16 protein-coding genes are annotated in these 16,183 nt (G+C 58.5%); 1 reads left to right on the top strand and 15 read right to left on the bottom strand.

The annotated features are described in order from the left end of the window. Window positions 1-95: 95 nt before the first annotated feature. The 15 genes from rnhB to rpsB all read right to left on the bottom strand — a co-directional run bounded on the left by rnhB (window position 96) and on the right by rpsB (window position 15,074). Entirely contained in the window at window positions 96-728 is a 633-nt protein-coding gene (gene rnhB, locus KSP9073_RS10950; RefSeq protein ID WP_108843008.1) for a ribonuclease HII, read from the bottom strand. Window positions 729-761: 33 nt separating this feature from the next. After that, window positions 762-1,892, bottom strand: a complete 1,131-nt coding sequence (gene lpxB, locus KSP9073_RS10945) for a lipid-A-disaccharide synthase (RefSeq protein WP_108843007.1) — start codon at window positions 1,890-1,892, stop codon at window positions 762-764. Between the two features lie 31 nt (window positions 1,893-1,923). Continuing rightward, window positions 1,924-2,694 carry an acyl-ACP--UDP-N-acetylglucosamine O-acyltransferase gene (lpxA, locus tag KSP9073_RS10940; RefSeq protein ID WP_108843006.1) on the bottom strand — a complete coding sequence of 257 codons (771 nt, stop codon included), beginning with the start codon at window positions 2,692-2,694 and terminating at the stop codon, window positions 1,924-1,926. Beyond that, window positions 2,691-3,134, bottom strand: coding sequence for a 3-hydroxyacyl-ACP dehydratase FabZ (gene fabZ, locus KSP9073_RS10935; RefSeq protein ID WP_108843005.1), 444 nt, complete (start codon window positions 3,132-3,134; stop codon window positions 2,691-2,693). Before fabZ ends, lpxA begins: the two co-directional genes overlap by 4 nt. A 137-nt stretch (window positions 3,135-3,271) precedes the next feature. Next, complete coding sequence (lpxD, locus tag KSP9073_RS10930; protein ID WP_108843004.1) at window positions 3,272-4,312, bottom strand: UDP-3-O-(3-hydroxymyristoyl)glucosamine N-acyltransferase; 1,041 nt, start codon at window positions 4,310-4,312, stop codon at window positions 3,272-3,274. A gap of 22 nt (window positions 4,313-4,334) precedes the next feature. Next, the gene (locus KSP9073_RS10925; protein WP_108843003.1) at window positions 4,335-4,841 is read right to left on the bottom strand and encodes an OmpH/Skp family outer membrane protein; all 507 of its coding nucleotides are present in this window, start codon (window positions 4,839-4,841) and stop codon (window positions 4,335-4,337) included. Between the two features lie 46 nt (window positions 4,842-4,887). Next, complete coding sequence (gene bamA, locus KSP9073_RS10920; protein ID WP_108843002.1) at window positions 4,888-7,221, bottom strand: outer membrane protein assembly factor BamA; 2,334 nt, start codon at window positions 7,219-7,221, stop codon at window positions 4,888-4,890. A 301-nt stretch (window positions 7,222-7,522) separates the two neighbouring features. After that, on the bottom strand, window positions 7,523-8,872 hold the full coding sequence (gene rseP / locus KSP9073_RS10915; RefSeq protein ID WP_108843001.1) for a sigma E protease regulator RseP: 1,350 nt from the start codon (window positions 8,870-8,872) through the stop codon (window positions 7,523-7,525). Between the two features lie 2 nt (window positions 8,873-8,874). Next, on the bottom strand, window positions 8,875-10,065 hold the full coding sequence (gene ispC, locus KSP9073_RS10910; RefSeq protein WP_108843000.1) for a 1-deoxy-D-xylulose-5-phosphate reductoisomerase: 1,191 nt from the start codon (window positions 10,063-10,065) through the stop codon (window positions 8,875-8,877). A gap of 108 nt (window positions 10,066-10,173) precedes the next feature. Further along, window positions 10,174-10,971 (bottom strand): phosphatidate cytidylyltransferase, encoded by a 798-nt coding sequence (locus KSP9073_RS10905; protein ID WP_108842999.1) that lies wholly within the window; start codon window positions 10,969-10,971, stop codon window positions 10,174-10,176. Continuing rightward, window positions 10,964-11,707, bottom strand: a complete 744-nt coding sequence (gene uppS, locus KSP9073_RS10900) for a polyprenyl diphosphate synthase (protein WP_108842998.1) — start codon at window positions 11,705-11,707, stop codon at window positions 10,964-10,966. The genes KSP9073_RS10905 and uppS overlap by 8 nt, the downstream gene beginning before the upstream one ends. A gap of 63 nt (window positions 11,708-11,770) precedes the next feature. Then, window positions 11,771-12,328 carry a ribosome recycling factor gene (gene frr, locus KSP9073_RS10895; RefSeq protein WP_108842997.1) on the bottom strand — a complete coding sequence of 186 codons (558 nt, stop codon included), beginning with the start codon at window positions 12,326-12,328 and terminating at the stop codon, window positions 11,771-11,773. Between the two features lie 16 nt (window positions 12,329-12,344). After that, on the bottom strand, window positions 12,345-13,097 hold the full coding sequence (gene pyrH, locus KSP9073_RS10890) for a UMP kinase (protein WP_108842996.1): 753 nt from the start codon (window positions 13,095-13,097) through the stop codon (window positions 12,345-12,347). A gap of 161 nt (window positions 13,098-13,258) precedes the next feature. Next, complete coding sequence (gene tsf, locus KSP9073_RS10885) at window positions 13,259-14,128, bottom strand: translation elongation factor Ts (RefSeq protein WP_108842995.1); 870 nt, start codon at window positions 14,126-14,128, stop codon at window positions 13,259-13,261. Between the two features lie 211 nt (window positions 14,129-14,339). Next, complete coding sequence (gene rpsB / locus KSP9073_RS10880; RefSeq protein WP_086620646.1) at window positions 14,340-15,074, bottom strand: 30S ribosomal protein S2; 735 nt, start codon at window positions 15,072-15,074, stop codon at window positions 14,340-14,342. A gap of 303 nt (window positions 15,075-15,377) precedes the next feature. On the opposite strand from rpsB, the gene map reads away from it, so the two are divergent. Beyond that, window positions 15,378-16,166 (top strand): type I methionyl aminopeptidase, encoded by a 789-nt coding sequence (map, locus tag KSP9073_RS10875; protein WP_108842994.1) that lies wholly within the window; start codon window positions 15,378-15,380, stop codon window positions 16,164-16,166. Window positions 16,167-16,183 lie beyond the last annotated feature (17 nt).

Genomic DNA, 16,183 nt, shown 5'->3' with positions numbered 1-16,183 from the left:
ATCAGGGGAACATCGGAAAGGCCATGTCATGGTACCGATGAACAGCGCTGCCGGACCAGTGGCCCGGCAAGAGAGCAGGGATTTTTCTGCGGGCATCAGCCCTGCAGAAGTGCCCTGACAGGGCGAAAGGAGCGCCGGTGCTCGGGCAGCGGCCCCAGCCGCGCCAGCGCCTCAAGATGGGCGCGGGTCGGGTACCCCTTGTGGGCAGCAAAGCCGTATTCGGGATGGAGGGCATCGAGTGCCTGCATCTGGGCATCCCGTGCCACCTTGGCCACAATCGAGGCCGCCGCAATGGCTGCAACCCGACCATCGCCCTTGACGACGGCCTGACCGGGCAAGTGATGTCCGGGCAAACGATTGCCATCGACGAGCAGATATTCCGGCGTAATCGAGAGGCCATCAATGGCGCGGCGCATGGCCAGGTGGGTGGCATGATGAATATTGAGCGTGTCGATTTCACCGGAGGTGGCCTCCCCCAGCGAGACCGCCATGGCCTGCTCTCGAATCTGGCGATCAAGGCGCTCGCGGCGCGCAGGCGTCAGCTTTTTGGAATCCATCAGCCCTTCGATGGGGCGCTCGGGATCAAGGATCACGGCGCAGGCCACCACGGTGCCGATCAGGGGGCCGCGGCCGACCTCGTCAACCCCTGCCAGACGCCAGCCCTGGTAGGGAATAACCAGCGGCGGATGCTCGGCATTTGAAGTCGTGATTTCGGGAATAAAGTTCATGGTCTGTTGCGCTGTTGTACAGGAGTGATCGGCTTAGTGCGGCCGGGCCATCAGATCAACGATGACCTGGGCGGCCCGCGCGCTGGCACCGCGCTGAAGCGCTCTGTGCATGTCGACAAATCGTGCGCTCAGCGCACGAGCCTCAATATCATTTTCCAGCATGGGTGCCAGTGCCGCGGCAATGGCCTCACCCGTGGCGTCATCCTGAATCAGTTCGGGCACCAGGCTTTCTTGGGCGATCAGGTTGGGCAGAGAGATCCAGCGCGTTTTAACCAGACGACGAGCAATCTGCCAGGTCATGGGCGCCATGCGATAGGCCACCACCATGGGACGATGGCAGAGCATGGCCTCAAGGGCTGACGTCCCCGAGGTCAAAAGCACAGCATCGGCGGCCGTCATGACCTCCCACGCCCGACCCTCCACGATGGTAATGCCTTCATCAATGACGCCATGGGCCAGCAACTCTTCACGCCTCGCCGGTGAAGCGGCAGGCATGACGACTTCAAGCTCGGGCAAACGCTGCCTTAAAAGCCGAATCGCCTCGAGAAAAACAGGCGTCATGAAACCGATCTCACTACTGCGTGACCCCGGCAGTACGGCCAGCACGCGAGCATTATTATCTAGCTCCAGTGCGTGGCGCGCCTGATGGCGGTCATTTTCCAGCGGCAGTTCTTCAGCCAACGGGTGGCCTACAAAGCGGACGGGAACGTCGTGGCGCTCGTAGAATTCAGCTTCGAAAGGCAGGAAGGTCAGCATCATGTCGACGGCGCGGCGGATCTTTTTGACCCGACCCTGCCGCCAAGCCCAGACCGACGGGCTGACATAGTGCGTTGTGGTCATGCCCTGTGCACGGAGCTGCGCTTCCAGCCCCAGATTAAAGTCCGGTGCATCGATCCCGATCATGATATCGGCAGGCCAGGCTTGCGCCTCGCGCCTTAAATGCCGACGCACACCTATCAATCTCGGGAGATGTTTGAGCACCTCGATGAGCCCCATGATGGAAAGCGTCTCCAGCGGATAGAGACTCTCCAGCCCCTCGTCGATCATCCGCGGACCGCCGATGCCACGAAAGCTCACATCGCCATAATGACGCTTGAGCTCACGCATCAGTGTCGCTCCCAGGATATCGCCCGAGAGTTCACCGGCTACCAGAAAAACGCGCATCGTGGTTCTCTCCGGCGAATGGCTTTCGCCATTAGCGCGTCAGGCCTCGCGATGAGCTTCTCAGTGAATCGATGAAGACATTGAGCCAGGCGCTGCGATTGTCCTGCTGATCCAGCACTTCCAGGGCCTGGGCCAGCGTTTTCTGACTGCGAAACACCAGCTTGTAGGCCCGGCGCAATTCGCTGATCACCTCACTGTCAAAGCCGCGGCGCTTGATGCCCTCTGCATTGAGCCCGTGCGTGGTGGCCGGGTTGCCGGTCACCATGACAAAGGCGGCAATGTCCTTGGTGATGATGGAACCACCGCCGCACATGGCGTAGGTCCCGACATGGCAAAACTGGTGCACGGCAGACAGGCCGCCCAGAATCACGTTATCGCCAATGTGGACATGACCGCCAAGGGTGGCCTGATTGGCAAGAATCACGTTGTCACCCAGCACGCAGTCGTGGGCAACATGGGCATAGGCCATGAACAGGCCACCGCTGCCGATACGGGTGACGCCCTGGTCCTGAACGGTGCCGCGATGAACGGTGACCCCTTCACGGAAGATGTTATTGTCACCGATCTCGAGACGAGTGACCTCGCCCCGATACTTCTTGTCCTGACAGTCTTCACCAATGGTCGCGAACTGATAGACGCGATTGTTGCACCCCATCGTGGTGGGCCCTCTGACCACCACATGCGGCCCGATGACGCTTCCGGCGCCGATCTCGACATCGGCACCGATCACGCTGAACGGGCCGACCTCGACATCGTCAGCCAGCCGCGCAGCAGGATCGATGATGGCAGATGGATGAATCAAGAGACTTTCCTCTCGGCACAGATGATATCGGCTTCACAGACCACTTCGCCGTCGACGTGCGCACGGCAGGAAAATTTCCAGATACCGCGACGCGCCTTGAGCATGCGCGCTTCCAGCGTCAGCTGGTCGCCCGGGAAAACCGGACGCTTGAGGCGAACATTATCACTGCCGACATAATAATAGATGTAGCCATCGGCGGGTCGCTTGTCGACCGTCTTGAAACCGAGAATACCGGCCGCCTGCGCCAGCGCTTCAATGATCAGCACACCCGGCATGATGGGATGGCCGGGAAAGTGTCCCTGAAAGAAAGGCTCGTTGTAGCTGACGTTTTTGCAGGCCGTAATGCATTCGCCCAGCTCCAGCGCGTTAACACGATCCACGAGCAAAAACGGGTAACGATGGGGGAGATATTCCTGGATCTCGTTGATATCCATGACCATGGGCTTACAACCTCTGACATAACGAAATGCCTGCCGGTCCGGCAGGCATGTGACTGGCGGCCGCATGGCCAACCACTATGATGTTTGCCGCCGAGGCGACAATGGAAAACCGGTTGCACCAGCAACCCGAGGGGGGCTTATTCACCCTCGTTCTGGCGTTCAAGACGGGTAATTCTTCTGGCCAGCTGATCCAGCTGCTTGAAGCGCACGGCGTTCTTGCGCCACAGCGCATTGGGCATCGAGCCAGTCCCGGAGGAGTAGACACCGGGCTTTTCAATGGAGTTGGTGACAAGACTCATGCCGGTCACATTGACACCGTCACACAGTGTCAGATGGCCGGCAAGGCCGACCCCACCACCGAGCTGACAGTGACGGCCGACGTGGGTCGAGCCTGCAATACCGACACAGCCGGCCAGCGCACTGTGGTCACCGATATGAACGTTATGCGCAATCTGTACCTGAGAGTCGATCTTGACGTTGTGCCCGATGACCGTGTCATCGAGCGCGCCGCGATCAATACTGGTGCAGCTGCCCACCTCAACATCATCACCGATAATGACACCACCGAGCTGCTCGATCTTGTGCCAGCGGCTGCCATCATGGGCAAATCCGAACCCGTCGCCACCAATGACGGCACCGGCGTGAAGGATGGCCCGAGCGCCAACGATGACGCCGTGATACAGCGTGACAGATGGATGAATCAAGCTGTCGTCACCTACCGTGCAGTAGTCGCCTATGACGCTATTGGCACCGATAATGACCCGATCCCCCAGGGTTGTGCCGGCGCCGACGACCGCATGCGCCGCCACCGTGACATCGCTTCCCAGTCGGGCCCTTTCATCAATCACGGCCGTGGGGTGGATACCGCCCTGCTGGCTGGGCAGAACCGGAGCGAAACAGCGGGACAAGTGCGCGTAGCCCAGATAGGGATTGTCGATGGCCAGCGCCGGAACCGGACACTGGTCGACCAGATCCGGATGCAGCATGACAGCCGCAGCACGCGTGCCGGCCAGATCCTTCAGATAGGCACGATTGGCCAGAAAGGCAATGTCGGTGGTGCCGGCATCCTGAAGCGTCGACAGCCCATCAACGCGTACGGTGCCATCCCCGTGAAGGGTGGCACCCAGGCGCTGAGCGAGATCGGCGAGTGTAAAACCTTGACTTGAATATCTTGTCATCTTGGTGGAGCGACGCGCGCCTTCAGTTGAGCGAGTTGAAGGTTTTGGTCACTTCCTGTGTCAGGTCCAGCGCATCACCTGCATAGATCACGCTGTTACGATCGACCAGCACATCCACATTGTGACGTTTGACCACCTGTTCGATGGCACGATCAAGCTTGGGACGTGCCTGTTTCAGGAAGGCCTGCTCCTGCTGAGCCCGCTTCTGTTCAAGCTGACCCCGCTGTTGCTGAAACTGACCGCCCTTCTGACGCAGTTGCTTCATGACGCCCTGCCGCTCGCTGTCGGACATGACGTCACCATCGCTTTGCAAACGCTGTTGAAGCTTTTGAACTTCCTCACCCAGCGCCTTGACCTGCTGCTGCTGACCGCCCAGCTGATTTTTGAGCTGGTTCATCGATTGCTGCGCCGAGCTGGTCTCCAGCAGCGCCTGCTGCCAGTCCAGTACCGCCACTTCATTGGCCTGTGCAGCCCCTGCTGTCGTTCCAAGCGCTCCGGTCATCGCCAGAGCCAGCATCCACTTACGCATTACTTCACTCCTGAAATTCGTATCATTGTAACGCAATGGCCAATGATCAGAAGGTCTGGCCCAGCGAAAACTGGAAGAACTGGGTGTCGTCGTCATCCTTTTTATTGATGGGACGTGCTACCGAGAAGGTCAGCGGGCCCACCGGCGTCAGCCAAGAAAGACCCAGGCCAGCGCTATAGCGAAGGTCACCCAGATCAATACCGGAGCTGCAATCGGAAGTACGCCCTGACTCGACGGGATAGCAATCACTCAGGAAGGTATTACCGGCATCAATGAAAAAGGACGTCTGAACCTGACGATGATCCTCGATAAAGGGCGTCGGGAAGATCAGCTCGGCAGACCCTTCCATCAGGATATTGCCGCCCAGTGTATCGTCGTCACCATCATTGCGCTCGGTGGTGCGCTGCCCCAGCGTATTGCTGCGGAAACCGCGCACGGAGCCCAGACCACCGGAATAGAAGTTTTCGTAAAACGGCATGTTATCGGTGCCGCCGAAGCTGTTGGCGTAACCCAGCTCCGAACGGAACTTGAGCGCCCACTCTTCGGTCTTGATCGGGAACAGTTTCTGTCCCTGATAGCGCAGCTTGTAGAACTGCGCATCGCCACCGGCCGTTTCAATGGAGGCGTTCTGATAACTACCAGCCGTGGGCAGAATGCCACGGTTAAGGCTATTGCGCGTCCAGCCGGCTGTCAGGCTGTAGGTATTGAAATCCTTGCCTTCGTCATTGATGAACTGAACGATTTCAGAAGGCGAATCGTCGTAATCATCGACATGCAGGCTTTCAAGATTGACGCCAAAATTCAGACGCGACAGGTCACTGATCGGATAGCCGAAATTCACGCCACCGCCAAAGGCATCGGTGGAATAGGTCGAAATATCGGAATCCTCATAATCGGTGGACCGATAGTAGAGGTTGTAACCGCGCGAAATGCCATCCAGCGTCCAGTAGGGGTCGGTATAGCTGAACTTCAGGTTCTGGTAGTACTTGCTGGTCTGCGCACCGATGTCCACACGATTGCCCGTGCCCAAAAAGTTACGCTGGGACAGGGAAGCACCGTAGATGATGCCTTCGGACTGAGCAAAACCAAGACTGGCCGAAATGCTGCCCGAAGGCTGCTCTTCGACGTTATAGGTGACGTCCAGCTGATCGGGCGTATCGGCCACCGGCTGGGTATTGACATCCACCTGCTTGAAAAAGCCCAGTCGCTCAAGACGCGCCTGAGAATCACTGATGGCATCGGTCGAGGCAGGCGCGCCCTCGAGCTGAGTCATCTCACGGCGGAGCACTTCATCAGAAGTGGTCGTATTCCCCCGGAAATTGACACGGCGAACATAGGCACGACGACCCGGGTCAACGTTGAAGGTCACATCGACCCGATCATCGTTGTCATGAATATTGGGTACGGCCTCGATGCGGGCAAAGGCAAAGCCCTGCGCACCAAGTGCCTTGCGAAGCGCCTCGGAGGACGCCGTCAGATCCGACTGGGAAAAGATCTCGCCGCTTTTGGCCTGTACCAGGCTGCGGGCCTTGTCATCGGCCATTTCGATATTGCCGGCGAAGTTGATATCGCCAAAGCGATAGCGCTTGCCTTCATCGATGTTGACCGTGACATAGATCGAGGACTTGTCCGGGCTGATCGAGACCTGGGTCGAATCGATGGAGAAATTGACATAGCCCCGGTCCAGATACCACGAGCGCAGGCGATCCAGATCGCCCTGAAGCTGTTCGCGAGAGTACTGATCGGCAGAGAACCAGCCAAAGAACCAGCCCGGACGGTCTTCCAGCTCGAACTGTTGCTGAAGGGTATCGTCATCAAAATCGTGGTTACCCACAATGTTGATCTGCTTGATGCGCGCCACGTTGCCTTCGTTGATATCGATATCAACCTGCACGCGGTTTTGATCAAGCTCGTGCACCGACGTCGAGATGCTGGCGCTGTAACGTCCCTGCCCCTGATAGACCCGCTCCAGCTCACGCTGCATCTCTTCAAGCGTTGAACGCTGAAGCACCTGCCCTTCGGACAGGCCTGCATCGCTCAAGCCCTTTTTGAGCTGATCCTCGGGGATCTTGGAGTTGCCCTTGATATTGATGCTGGCAATGGAGGGACGCTCATCGACATCAACCACCAGAACATCGCCGTCCCGGCCCAGCTGAACATCATCAAAAAGGCCGGTGCGAAACAGTGCCTTGCCGGCATTGGAAATCGATTCGTCGCTGACCGTATCGTGGGCGGAAATGGGTAACGCGTTGAACACGGTCCCCGCAGAAACACGCTGCAACCCTTCCACGCGAATATCGGAAACCTCGAAGGACACGGCAAACGCCGCCTGGGAGGCGCCCATTAACAACACCGCCCAACCTGTAGCTTTAATCTTCATGCCGTCATTTCGCTTGTTACAGAATTCCGCCCACTCGGGGCCCGCTTTTGCTCAAGGTTCATGCCAATGCCCTGACAGGGTCCAACAAAAAGGAAACCGGTTCGCTTATCGACATCGATGCTCCGAGCGGGAAGGCCAGTATGACACCCCAGATACGCCAGCAGTAGCCATCAACCACCCCGACGGGAACAGGCACCTTATACACAACCCCACCACCCTGACAAGCGTGGACGTCATGACCTCGGTACAGAATTTGTAATAATCACGAGGGCAACGGTCCGGGCCATCATGCCAAAAGCCGTCAAAGACGCATGATGTCAAAATAAAAGGCCATCAGCATCAGCGAGGCGATCAGCGCCATGCCAATACGAAGTCCGAATGCCTGCACACGCTCTGAAACCGGTCGGCCACGCACCAGCTCAATGACGTAATACACCAGATGCCCACCATCCAGCACCGGTACCGGCAAAAGGTTCAACACACCCAGACTGATGGAGAGATAGGCCAGAAAACTGATGAAGGTTTCAAGGCCCGACCGGGCCGAATCTCCGGCCACCCGCGCAATCGTGATCGGCCCCGACAGATTGGAGGGTGAAATCAGCCCCGTGATCATCTTGCCAATGGACCCAACGGTCAGAGACGTCATCTCACCGGTGCGCGACAGCGCCTGACCCATGGCGCCCAGCGGCCCCCAGGACAGGGTACGCTGATACTCCTCGGGCCAGCTGACACTGCCGACGCCGGCCCCCATGAAACCAGTGGTGACGCCATCCTGCTCACGCCCTTCGGGTGTGACCGTGATCGTCATGTCACGACCATCGCGCTCTATACGCAGTGCCAGCGGCGTATCGGCAGCGGCCTGCACGTGCGACACCAGCGCCTCCCAGGTCGAGATGGGCTCACCCGCCACCGACCTGATGCGATCTCCCGGCTGAAGACCGCCCTGCGCCGCCGGGCTGTCGTCAAGAACCTGCCCAATGACCGGCGCAACCGCGGGGCGCCAGGGCGCAAACCCAAGCGTGCCCAGAGGCTCGGGCGGGTCCTGACGCACCATGAAGCGCTCAACCGGCAGCTGATGCATTTCAAGGCGTCCCTGCCTGTCTTTTGTGGAGATCTCGAGATGGCCACTGGCACCTATTTCAGCCACCAGCGCCAGATTGACGTCGTTCCAGTCCGGTGTCTGCCGCCCCTGAACCGAGACGATTTCCTGCCCGTTTTGCAGCCCGCCACGCGCAGCAGGGGTATCCGGAGTGACCTCGCCCACCATGGGCACAATGGCGCTCGTCCCCGCCATGAACATGACCCAGTAGGCCACCACTGCGAGAATAAAATTGGCCAGGGGGCCTGCAGCCACCACAGCAATGCGCTTGAGCACATGCTGACGATTAAAGGCCAGATGCTGCTCGGAAGGATCAACCGGCCCTTCGCGCTCATCGAGCATCTTGACGTAGCCGCCCAGCGGGATAGCGGCCAGGGCAAATTCGGTGCCATGGCGATCAACCCGGGAGACCAGTGGCTTGCCAAACCCGACCGAAAAACGCAGCACCCGAATGCCACAGCGTCGCGCCACCCAGAAGTGGCCAAACTCGTGCACCGTGATCAGAAGACCCAGAACCACGATGACCGCAAGGATGTTTTGCAGGATTCCCATGGCTATCCCTCGGCAGCTGTCGTGGCCAGTGCATCAATCACGTCCTGCGCCATATGACGGGCCAGACGATCCTGAGCCAGAATTACGTCAAGCTCATCAGCATTATGACGTTCGATGCGCCCCATGACGGTTTCGACCACAACCGGAATATCGGTAAACCCGATGCTGCCGGCCAAAAAGGCATCCACGGCAATCTCGTTGGCGGCATTGAGCACGGCAGGCATCGTGCCGCCGGCCATCATGGCCTCACGGGCCAGTCTCAGGCAGGGGAAACGCTCAAGATCGGGGGTTTGAAAATCAAGGCGGGCCACGGCAAAAAGATCCAGCGGCCTGACGCCGGCATCGATGCGCTCGGGCCAGGCCAGCGCATGAGCAATGGGTGTTCGCATATCCGGGTTGCCCATCTGGGCCAGCACCGAACCATCGCTGTAGGCGGCCATGGAGTGGATGACGCTTTGTGGGTGCACAACCACGTCAATCTGATCAGGAGTGGCATCGAACAGCCAGCAGGCTTCGATCAGCTCAAGCCCCTTGTTCATCAGGGTGGCACTGTCCACGGAGATCTTGCGTCCCATGGACCAGTTGGGATGGGCGCAGGCCTGATCCGGTGTCACCGTCGCCAGCGCCTCGCGATCATGGTCCCGAAAGGGGCCACCTGACGCGGTCAGCAGCAGTTGGGTAATGCCATGACGATCGAGCCCGCCACGGTGCTCGCGCGGCAGGCATTGAAAAATGGCGTTGTGCTCGGAATCCAGTGGTAGCAATACCGCGCCGGAGCGAGCCACTTCACGCATGAACAGCGCCCCGCTCATCACCAGCGCTTCCTTGTTGGCCAGCAGAACACGCCGCCCGGCACGCACAGCCGCAAGCGTTGGCATCAGCCCGGCTGCCCCAACGATACCGGCGATCACGACGTCTGCCTGACCGGCCACCTCACAAAGCGCCTGCTCGCCCCAGCTGACCCGAGTGGATATCCCATGATCCTTCAGCGCCGCCTCGAGTTGAGCAGCGTCTTCCTCACTGCCCAGCACGGCATGCTCGGGCTGATGTGTCAGACACAGCGACAACAGTTTTTCGACGCTTGAATGCGCGGTCAGCGCATGGAGACGATAGCGGTCAGGATGGCGTTCGATGACATCAAGGGCACTGGTACCAATCGAGCCGGTGGCCCCCAGCAGGGTGACAGTCTGCATGAAAGAGATCCTGAAAGCTGAAACGGGTGGCAGGCATAAAATGCGTGGCCCGAGCCGATTCAATCATGATCATCGGCAACAGGCCACAAAACCGCATACTGGCAGCGTTTAACCGATCCAGGGCGCCAGCAGGGCAAAAATGGGGATGGCCGCGGTCAGGCTGTCGATTCTGTCCAGCACGCCGCCATGTCCCGGCAGAAGATTGCCGGAGTCCTTGATGCCGCGGTAGCGCTTGAGCATGCTCTCGTTGAGATCGCCCAGTACCGATGCGGCCGTCACGATGGCACTGATGATCACCAGCACCAGCGTCTGGCCGAAGCCCATGCCCTGCCACAGCGCCATGAGCAGCGCCAGAACGACCGTGCCCCCAAGTGCGCCATAAACGCCGGCCCAGGACTTGCCCGGACTGACCCTGGGGGCCAGCTTGCGATTGCCAAAGGCCCGCCCGGCAAAATAGGCCGAGATGTCGGCGCCCCAGACCAGCAGCAGCACATACAAAAGCCATATCGGTGATTCACGCAGCAGCAACAGGCCAACCCAGCAGGGCAACAGCACCCAGAGGCCCATGGCATAGCGCACGCCGCGGCTTTGCCATTGATCAACGTTGTCAGGATAGCTGATGACCCAGTAGAGACAGAGCAGCCAGCCGGCCAGCGCAATCCACAGGGGCCAGGTATGCAGCGCCGCGCCGGAAGACCAGCCCAGCGCCATCAGGGCGATCAGCGTAACCGTGAACAGCGCACGATCCCGAACGGCCTCCCCCCCGGAAAGGTTGGACCACTCCCAGGCAGAGGCCGCGACCAGTATGCCCACGAACGTGGCAAACCAGCCGCCCCCCAGCACAAACAGAAGCACCAGAGACGTGGGCCCAATGGCCAGCGCTGTCAACACCCGTTGTTTAAGCACCCTGAACCTCGATTTGTTCGTCGGTCATGCCGAAACGTCGCTTGCGACCGGAATAAACGCTCAATGCCTCGTCAAAGGCATCGCCACCAAAGTCAGGCCAGTACAGCGGTGAAAAATAAAACTCTGCGTAGGCCATCTGCCAGAGAATAAAATTACTGATGCGCTGTTCACCGCTGGTACGAATACAGAGATCCACTTCCGGAATCCCGGTCGATACCATTTCGCGCTCAAAAAGGGTCTCATCAATGGCATCCGCCGAGAGATGACCCTGTTCTACCTGACGCGCCAGGCGCTGCGCGGCACTGGCGATGTCCCAGCGCCCGCCATAGTTGACCGCCACGATCAGCTTCAGGCCCTGATTGTGGCGTGTCAGATTCTCGGCACGATCAATGGCTCGATTCAACGAAGAGGACAGCCTTGAGCGGTCACCGACGATACAAAGGCGAATGCCATTTTTATGCAGTCGGGACACTTCACGCTTGAGCGCCATGATGAAAAGCTCCATCAGAGCGCTGACCTCCTGCGCCGGACGCTTCCAGTTCTCACTGGAAAAGGCAAACAGGGTAATGGCTTCAAGATGATGCTCGGCAGCGCGCTTGATCACGGCCCTGACCGACTCTACCCCGGCATGGTGACCGCGTACGCCGGAAAGCCCACGAGACTTGGCCCAGCGATTGTTGCCGTCCATGATGATAGCCACATGCCGGGGCATGTTTGAAAACTTGTCAGGCGTCATGACTTCTCACTGCAGGCACGGCATCACGCCGTGCCCTGAATCGGATGGTTTCGGGCCCGAACCTCAGACCTGCATCAGATCGCTTTCCTTGTGCTCAAGCGACTTGTCGATCTCGGCAATAAAGCGGTCGGTCAGCTTCTGAATACCGTCCTGCCCCTGACGCTCTTCATCTTCCGAAATTTCCTTCTGCTTGAGAAGGGATTTCAGATCACCGTTGGCGTCGCGACGAATATTGCGCACGGCCACACGCGCATGCTCGGCTTCAGTCCGTGCCTGCTTCGTATACCCCTTGCGGGTTTCTTCCGTCAGCGCTGGCATCGGCACACGAATGACCGTACCTGCCGTCGACGGGTTCAGGCCAAGATCTGCGGTCATGATGGCCTTTTCCACCTTGGGCACCATGGCCCTTTCCCACGGCACCACTGACAGTGTCCGAGCATCTTCGACATTGACATTGGCCACTTGGGACAGGGGCATTTCAGCACCGTAATACTCGACACGCACGGCATCAAGAATACTGGGGTGTGCACGACCGGTGCGGATCTTGCCAAAGGCCGACTGCAGCGATTCGACACTTTTCTGCATGCGGCTTTCGGCGTCTTTCTGGATCTCGTTGATCACTTTATAAATCCTCTACTCAGCCTTTTTGTTCCACCGGGCCGTTATCGACGATAGTGCCTTCACGACCACCCATGACAAGATTCAGCAGCGCACCGTGACGCGTCATGTCGAACACGCGAACCGGCATGTCATGGTCACGTACCAGACAGATGGCGGTCAAATCCATGACGCCGAGTTTCTGGTCGAGTACATCATCGTAGCTGAGTCGATCATATTTGGCGGCATCGGGATGCTTGACGGGGTCCTTGTCGTAGACACCATCAACCTTGGTGGCCTTGATGACCACGTTGGCATCGATCTCGATACCCCGCAGGCAGGCAGCACTATCGGTGGTAAAGAAGGGGTTGCCGGTGCCTGCCGAGAAAATCACGACATCACCGGAGGTCAGGTAGCGTATGGCCGTGCGGCGATCATAGTGTTCCACCACACCGCTCATGGGAATGGCAGACATGACGCGCGAGCGGATGTTGGCACGCTCCAGCGCATCACGCATGGCCAGGGCATTCATGACCGTGGCCAGCATCCCCATGTGATCACCGGTGACCCTGTCCATGCCGGCGGCATGAAGGGCCGCGCCGCGGAACAGGTTACCACCGCCGACCACGATACCCACCTGGACACCAATGCCCACCAGCTGGCCGATTTCAAGCGCCATTCGATCCAGGACCTTTGGATCAATACCGAAGTCCTGTTCGCCCGTTAGCGCCTCACCCGAGAGCTTGAGCAGAATACGCTTGTACTTGGCGCTACGTTCAGTATTTGGGGGCATGTGACATCCTCCTGATGGCCCGAGGGGAGAAAACGTGATGTGTATTGCCGGTCATGACAGAAGATGCCATGCCTGAGCAGATACGCGAAGGCGTGCGCGAACGCACGCCTTCAAAACGCCTGCGACCGATAACGGCCGCAGACCAGAAGCGACATGCCCGATCAGCTGCGGCGTGCCTGCTCCATGACTTCCTTGGCGAAGTCGACTTCTTCCTTCTCGATGCCTTCGCCAACTTCAAAGCGCACAAAGCTAACAACTTCAGCGCCCGACTGCTTGGCGTATTCGGCCACGGTCACATTCTGATCCTTGACGAAAGGCTGATTGATCAGACTGTTCTCGGCAAGATACTTCTTCAGACGACCCTGAACCATTTTCTCGGCGATTTCAGCGGGCTTGCCGGCCATGTCGGGCTGCGCAAGGATAATCGCCTTCTCGCTGTCGAGCTCTGACTGGGGCATGTTCTCGGGATGCGACACCGACGGGTTGATCGCAGCCACGTGCATGGCGATATCGCGTGCGACGTCCTGATTGCCACCCTTGAGCACCACAACCGCGCCGATACGATCACCGTGCACGTAGGCACCGACGCTGCCGCCTTCGGGCGCTTCGATAACGGCTGCACGACGCACCGTGATATTTTCGCCAATTTTCTGAACCAGCTGGGCGCGGGCATCTTCAAGCTCGCCTTCCATCACGACCGTGATGTCTTCGCTGCGAGTATCCATTACCTTGCTGACCACTTCATTGGCAAAGTTCTTGAAGTTGTCATCACGCGATACGAAGTCGGTCTCGGAATTGACTTCGAGCATCGCGGCAGTAGTGCCATTGTCGTTGACGCGGGTCAGTACGGCGCCTTCGGCGGCCACACGACCAGCCTTCTTGGCGGACTTCAGACCTGCATTCTTGCGCAGGTTTTCAATGGCAGTTTCGATATTGCCATCGGCTTCAGAGAGTGCCTTTTTGCACTCCATCATGCCAAGCCCGGTGCGCTCGCGTAGTTCCTTGACCAGAGATGCGCTGATAGCTGCCATGTCATGAACCTCTGTTGAATCATGTATTCGGTTCCGGAGACACCGGAACGGGAAGAAAAATCGGTAGTGTTACGAAAGGACAGTTTCAAGACATAGAGTCGGACGCTGCGGTCGACGCTGTTTATTGTCTCAAAAAAGGGGGCCCGTAAGCCCCCTTTGTACACTGTCATTCACAGACACCGGCAGCAGACACGCGCCGGTGCGGGTGACATTACTCGGAAGCCGCTTCGGCTGCTTCGTCGACTTCAACAAACTCGTCGCCGCTGCCTTCCTTCGACTTGGCACAGGCATTGGCAATCGCCTGAACGTAGATCTGGATGGCACGGATGGAGTCGTCGTTGCCAGGGATGATGTAGTCAACACCGTCCGGATCAGAGTTGGAATCCACAACGCCGATGACCGGAATGCCCAGTTTGTTGGCTTCGTTGATCGCGATACGCTCGTGATCGACGTCAACCACGAACATCACGTCCGGCAGGCCGCCCATGTCCTTGATACCACCGATGGAGCGCTCGAGCTTTTCCTGCTCGCGCGTGGCCATCAGGACTTCCTTCTTGGTCAGCTTCTCGAAGGTGCCGTCTTCATGCATGGCTTCGAGTTCACGCAGGCGCTTGATGGACTGACGAATGGTCTTGAAGTTCGTCAGCATCCCGCCCAGCCAGCGATGGTTCACGAAGGGCTGGCCTACGCGAGTCGCTTCCTCGGCGATGATCTTGGCCGCAGCGCGTTTGGTACCAACAAACATGATCTTGTTGTTGTTGGCAGACAGACGCTCAACCACGGAGACGGCTTCGTTCAGCGCCGGCAGCGTATGTTCGAGGTTGATGATGTGAATCTTGTTACGAGCGCCGAAGATGTATTTGCTCATCTTCGGGTTCCAGTAACGGGTCTGGTGACCGAAGTGGGCACCTGCCTTGAGCAGGTCACGCATATTGACTGACATGATGACTCTCCTGAGTATCGGGTTAAGCCTCCACGTACCCCATGGGTCCGACCGTTTTCACGGCACCCGGGACCATGTGTCGGTACATGTGTGGTCTCTGTGGTAATGGTTCAGACGCTTTTCCTGATCGTCAGTCCACGATACAAGTCTGTCATACCCGGACATCGATTGCAGGAAAACGCGCGGCTTTATACCATATAATGCTGTCAAGATGAAGCCGAACCTTGCTGTCACTGCCCCGCTTCCAGGGACAATATCGACCCTGCGTTGTCGCACGGCTTCCCATTTCGTTTACCACGAGTCGCCATGAACATCCCCATCCATACTGCCGAAGATATCGACAAGCTGCGCATCGCAGGCCGCCTGGCCGCCAGCGTGCTGGAGATGATCGAGGCCCACATTCGCCCGGGCATTTCCACCGGCGAAATCGACCGTCTGTGCCATCACTACATCGAAAACGAGATCGACTCGATCTCGGCCACCATCGGTTACCACGGCTACCAGCACGCCACCTGCATCTCGCTCAATCATGTGGTGTGTCACGGCATCCCGGACTTTGGCAAGAAGCTTAAAAAGGGCGACATCTTCAATATCGATGTCACCATCATCAAGGATGGCTATTACGGCGATACTAGTCGCATGTTTATCGTCGGCGATAACATCAAGGGCGAACGCTTGTCCCGCGTGGCCCAGGAGTGCCTGTACGAGGCCATGAAGATCATGCGCCCCGGGGTCTGGCTGTCCGACATCGGACGTGTCATCGAGGCGCATGCCACGGAAAACGGCTATAGCGTGGTTCGTGACTTCTGCGGTCACGGCATCGGACGCAGCTTTCATGAAGACCCGCAGGTGCTGCACTACGACGGCTACAACGAGCATAATGATGCCGAGCTCAAGGAAGGCATGTGCCTGACCGTCGAACCCATGATCAATGCCGGCGACTGGCAGACCCGGGTACTCCGGGATGGCTGGACGGCCGTTACCCGCGACAAGAGCCTCTCTGCTCAGTGGGAGCACACCCTGATCATCACCGCTGACGGCGTGGAAGCCACCACCGTCCGCCATGACGAGGACCTCGGGTTTCTGACAGACTGATCCGATCACCCTCCTGC

Source organism: Kushneria phyllosphaerae (genome assembly GCF_900312995.1).
GTDB classification, from domain to species: Bacteria; Pseudomonadota; Gammaproteobacteria; order Pseudomonadales; family Halomonadaceae; genus Kushneria; species Kushneria phyllosphaerae.
The sequence above is the reverse complement of the archived record's forward strand: the minus strand, read 5'-3'. Positions and strand labels throughout refer to the sequence as shown.

Bases quoted from the DNA above. Each gene is read 5' to 3' on its own strand.
- rseP (WP_108843001.1), bottom strand. From the start codon at position 8,872: ATGGGAATCCTGCAAAACATCCTTGCGGTCATCGTGGTTCTGGGTCTT.
- lpxB (WP_108843007.1), bottom strand. From the start codon at position 1,892: ATGCGCGTTTTTCTGGTAGCCGGTGAACTCTCGGGCGATATCCTGGGA.
- fabZ (WP_108843005.1), bottom strand. From the start codon at position 3,134: ATGGTCATGGATATCAACGAGATCCAGGAATATCTCCCCCATCGTTAC.
- KSP9073_RS10925 (WP_108843003.1), bottom strand. From the start codon at position 4,841: ATGCGTAAGTGGATGCTGGCTCTGGCGATGACCGGAGCGCTTGGAACG.
- bamA (WP_108843002.1), bottom strand. From the start codon at position 7,221: ATGAAGATTAAAGCTACAGGTTGGGCGGTGTTGTTAATGGGCGCCTCC.
- tsf (WP_108842995.1), bottom strand. From the start codon at position 14,128: ATGGCAGCTATCAGCGCATCTCTGGTCAAGGAACTACGCGAGCGCACC.
- rnhB (WP_108843008.1), bottom strand. From the start codon at position 728: ATGAACTTTATTCCCGAAATCACGACTTCAAATGCCGAGCATCCGCCG.
- ispC (WP_108843000.1), bottom strand. From the start codon at position 10,065: ATGCAGACTGTCACCCTGCTGGGGGCCACCGGCTCGATTGGTACCAGT.
- map (WP_108842994.1), top strand. From the start codon at position 15,378: ATGAACATCCCCATCCATACTGCCGAAGATATCGACAAGCTGCGCATC.
- lpxD (WP_108843004.1), bottom strand. From the start codon at position 4,312: ATGACAAGATATTCAAGTCAAGGTTTTACACTCGCCGATCTCGCTCAG.
- pyrH (WP_108842996.1), bottom strand. From the start codon at position 13,097: ATGCCCCCAAATACTGAACGTAGCGCCAAGTACAAGCGTATTCTGCTC.
- uppS (WP_108842998.1), bottom strand. From the start codon at position 11,707: ATGACGCCTGACAAGTTTTCAAACATGCCCCGGCATGTGGCTATCATC.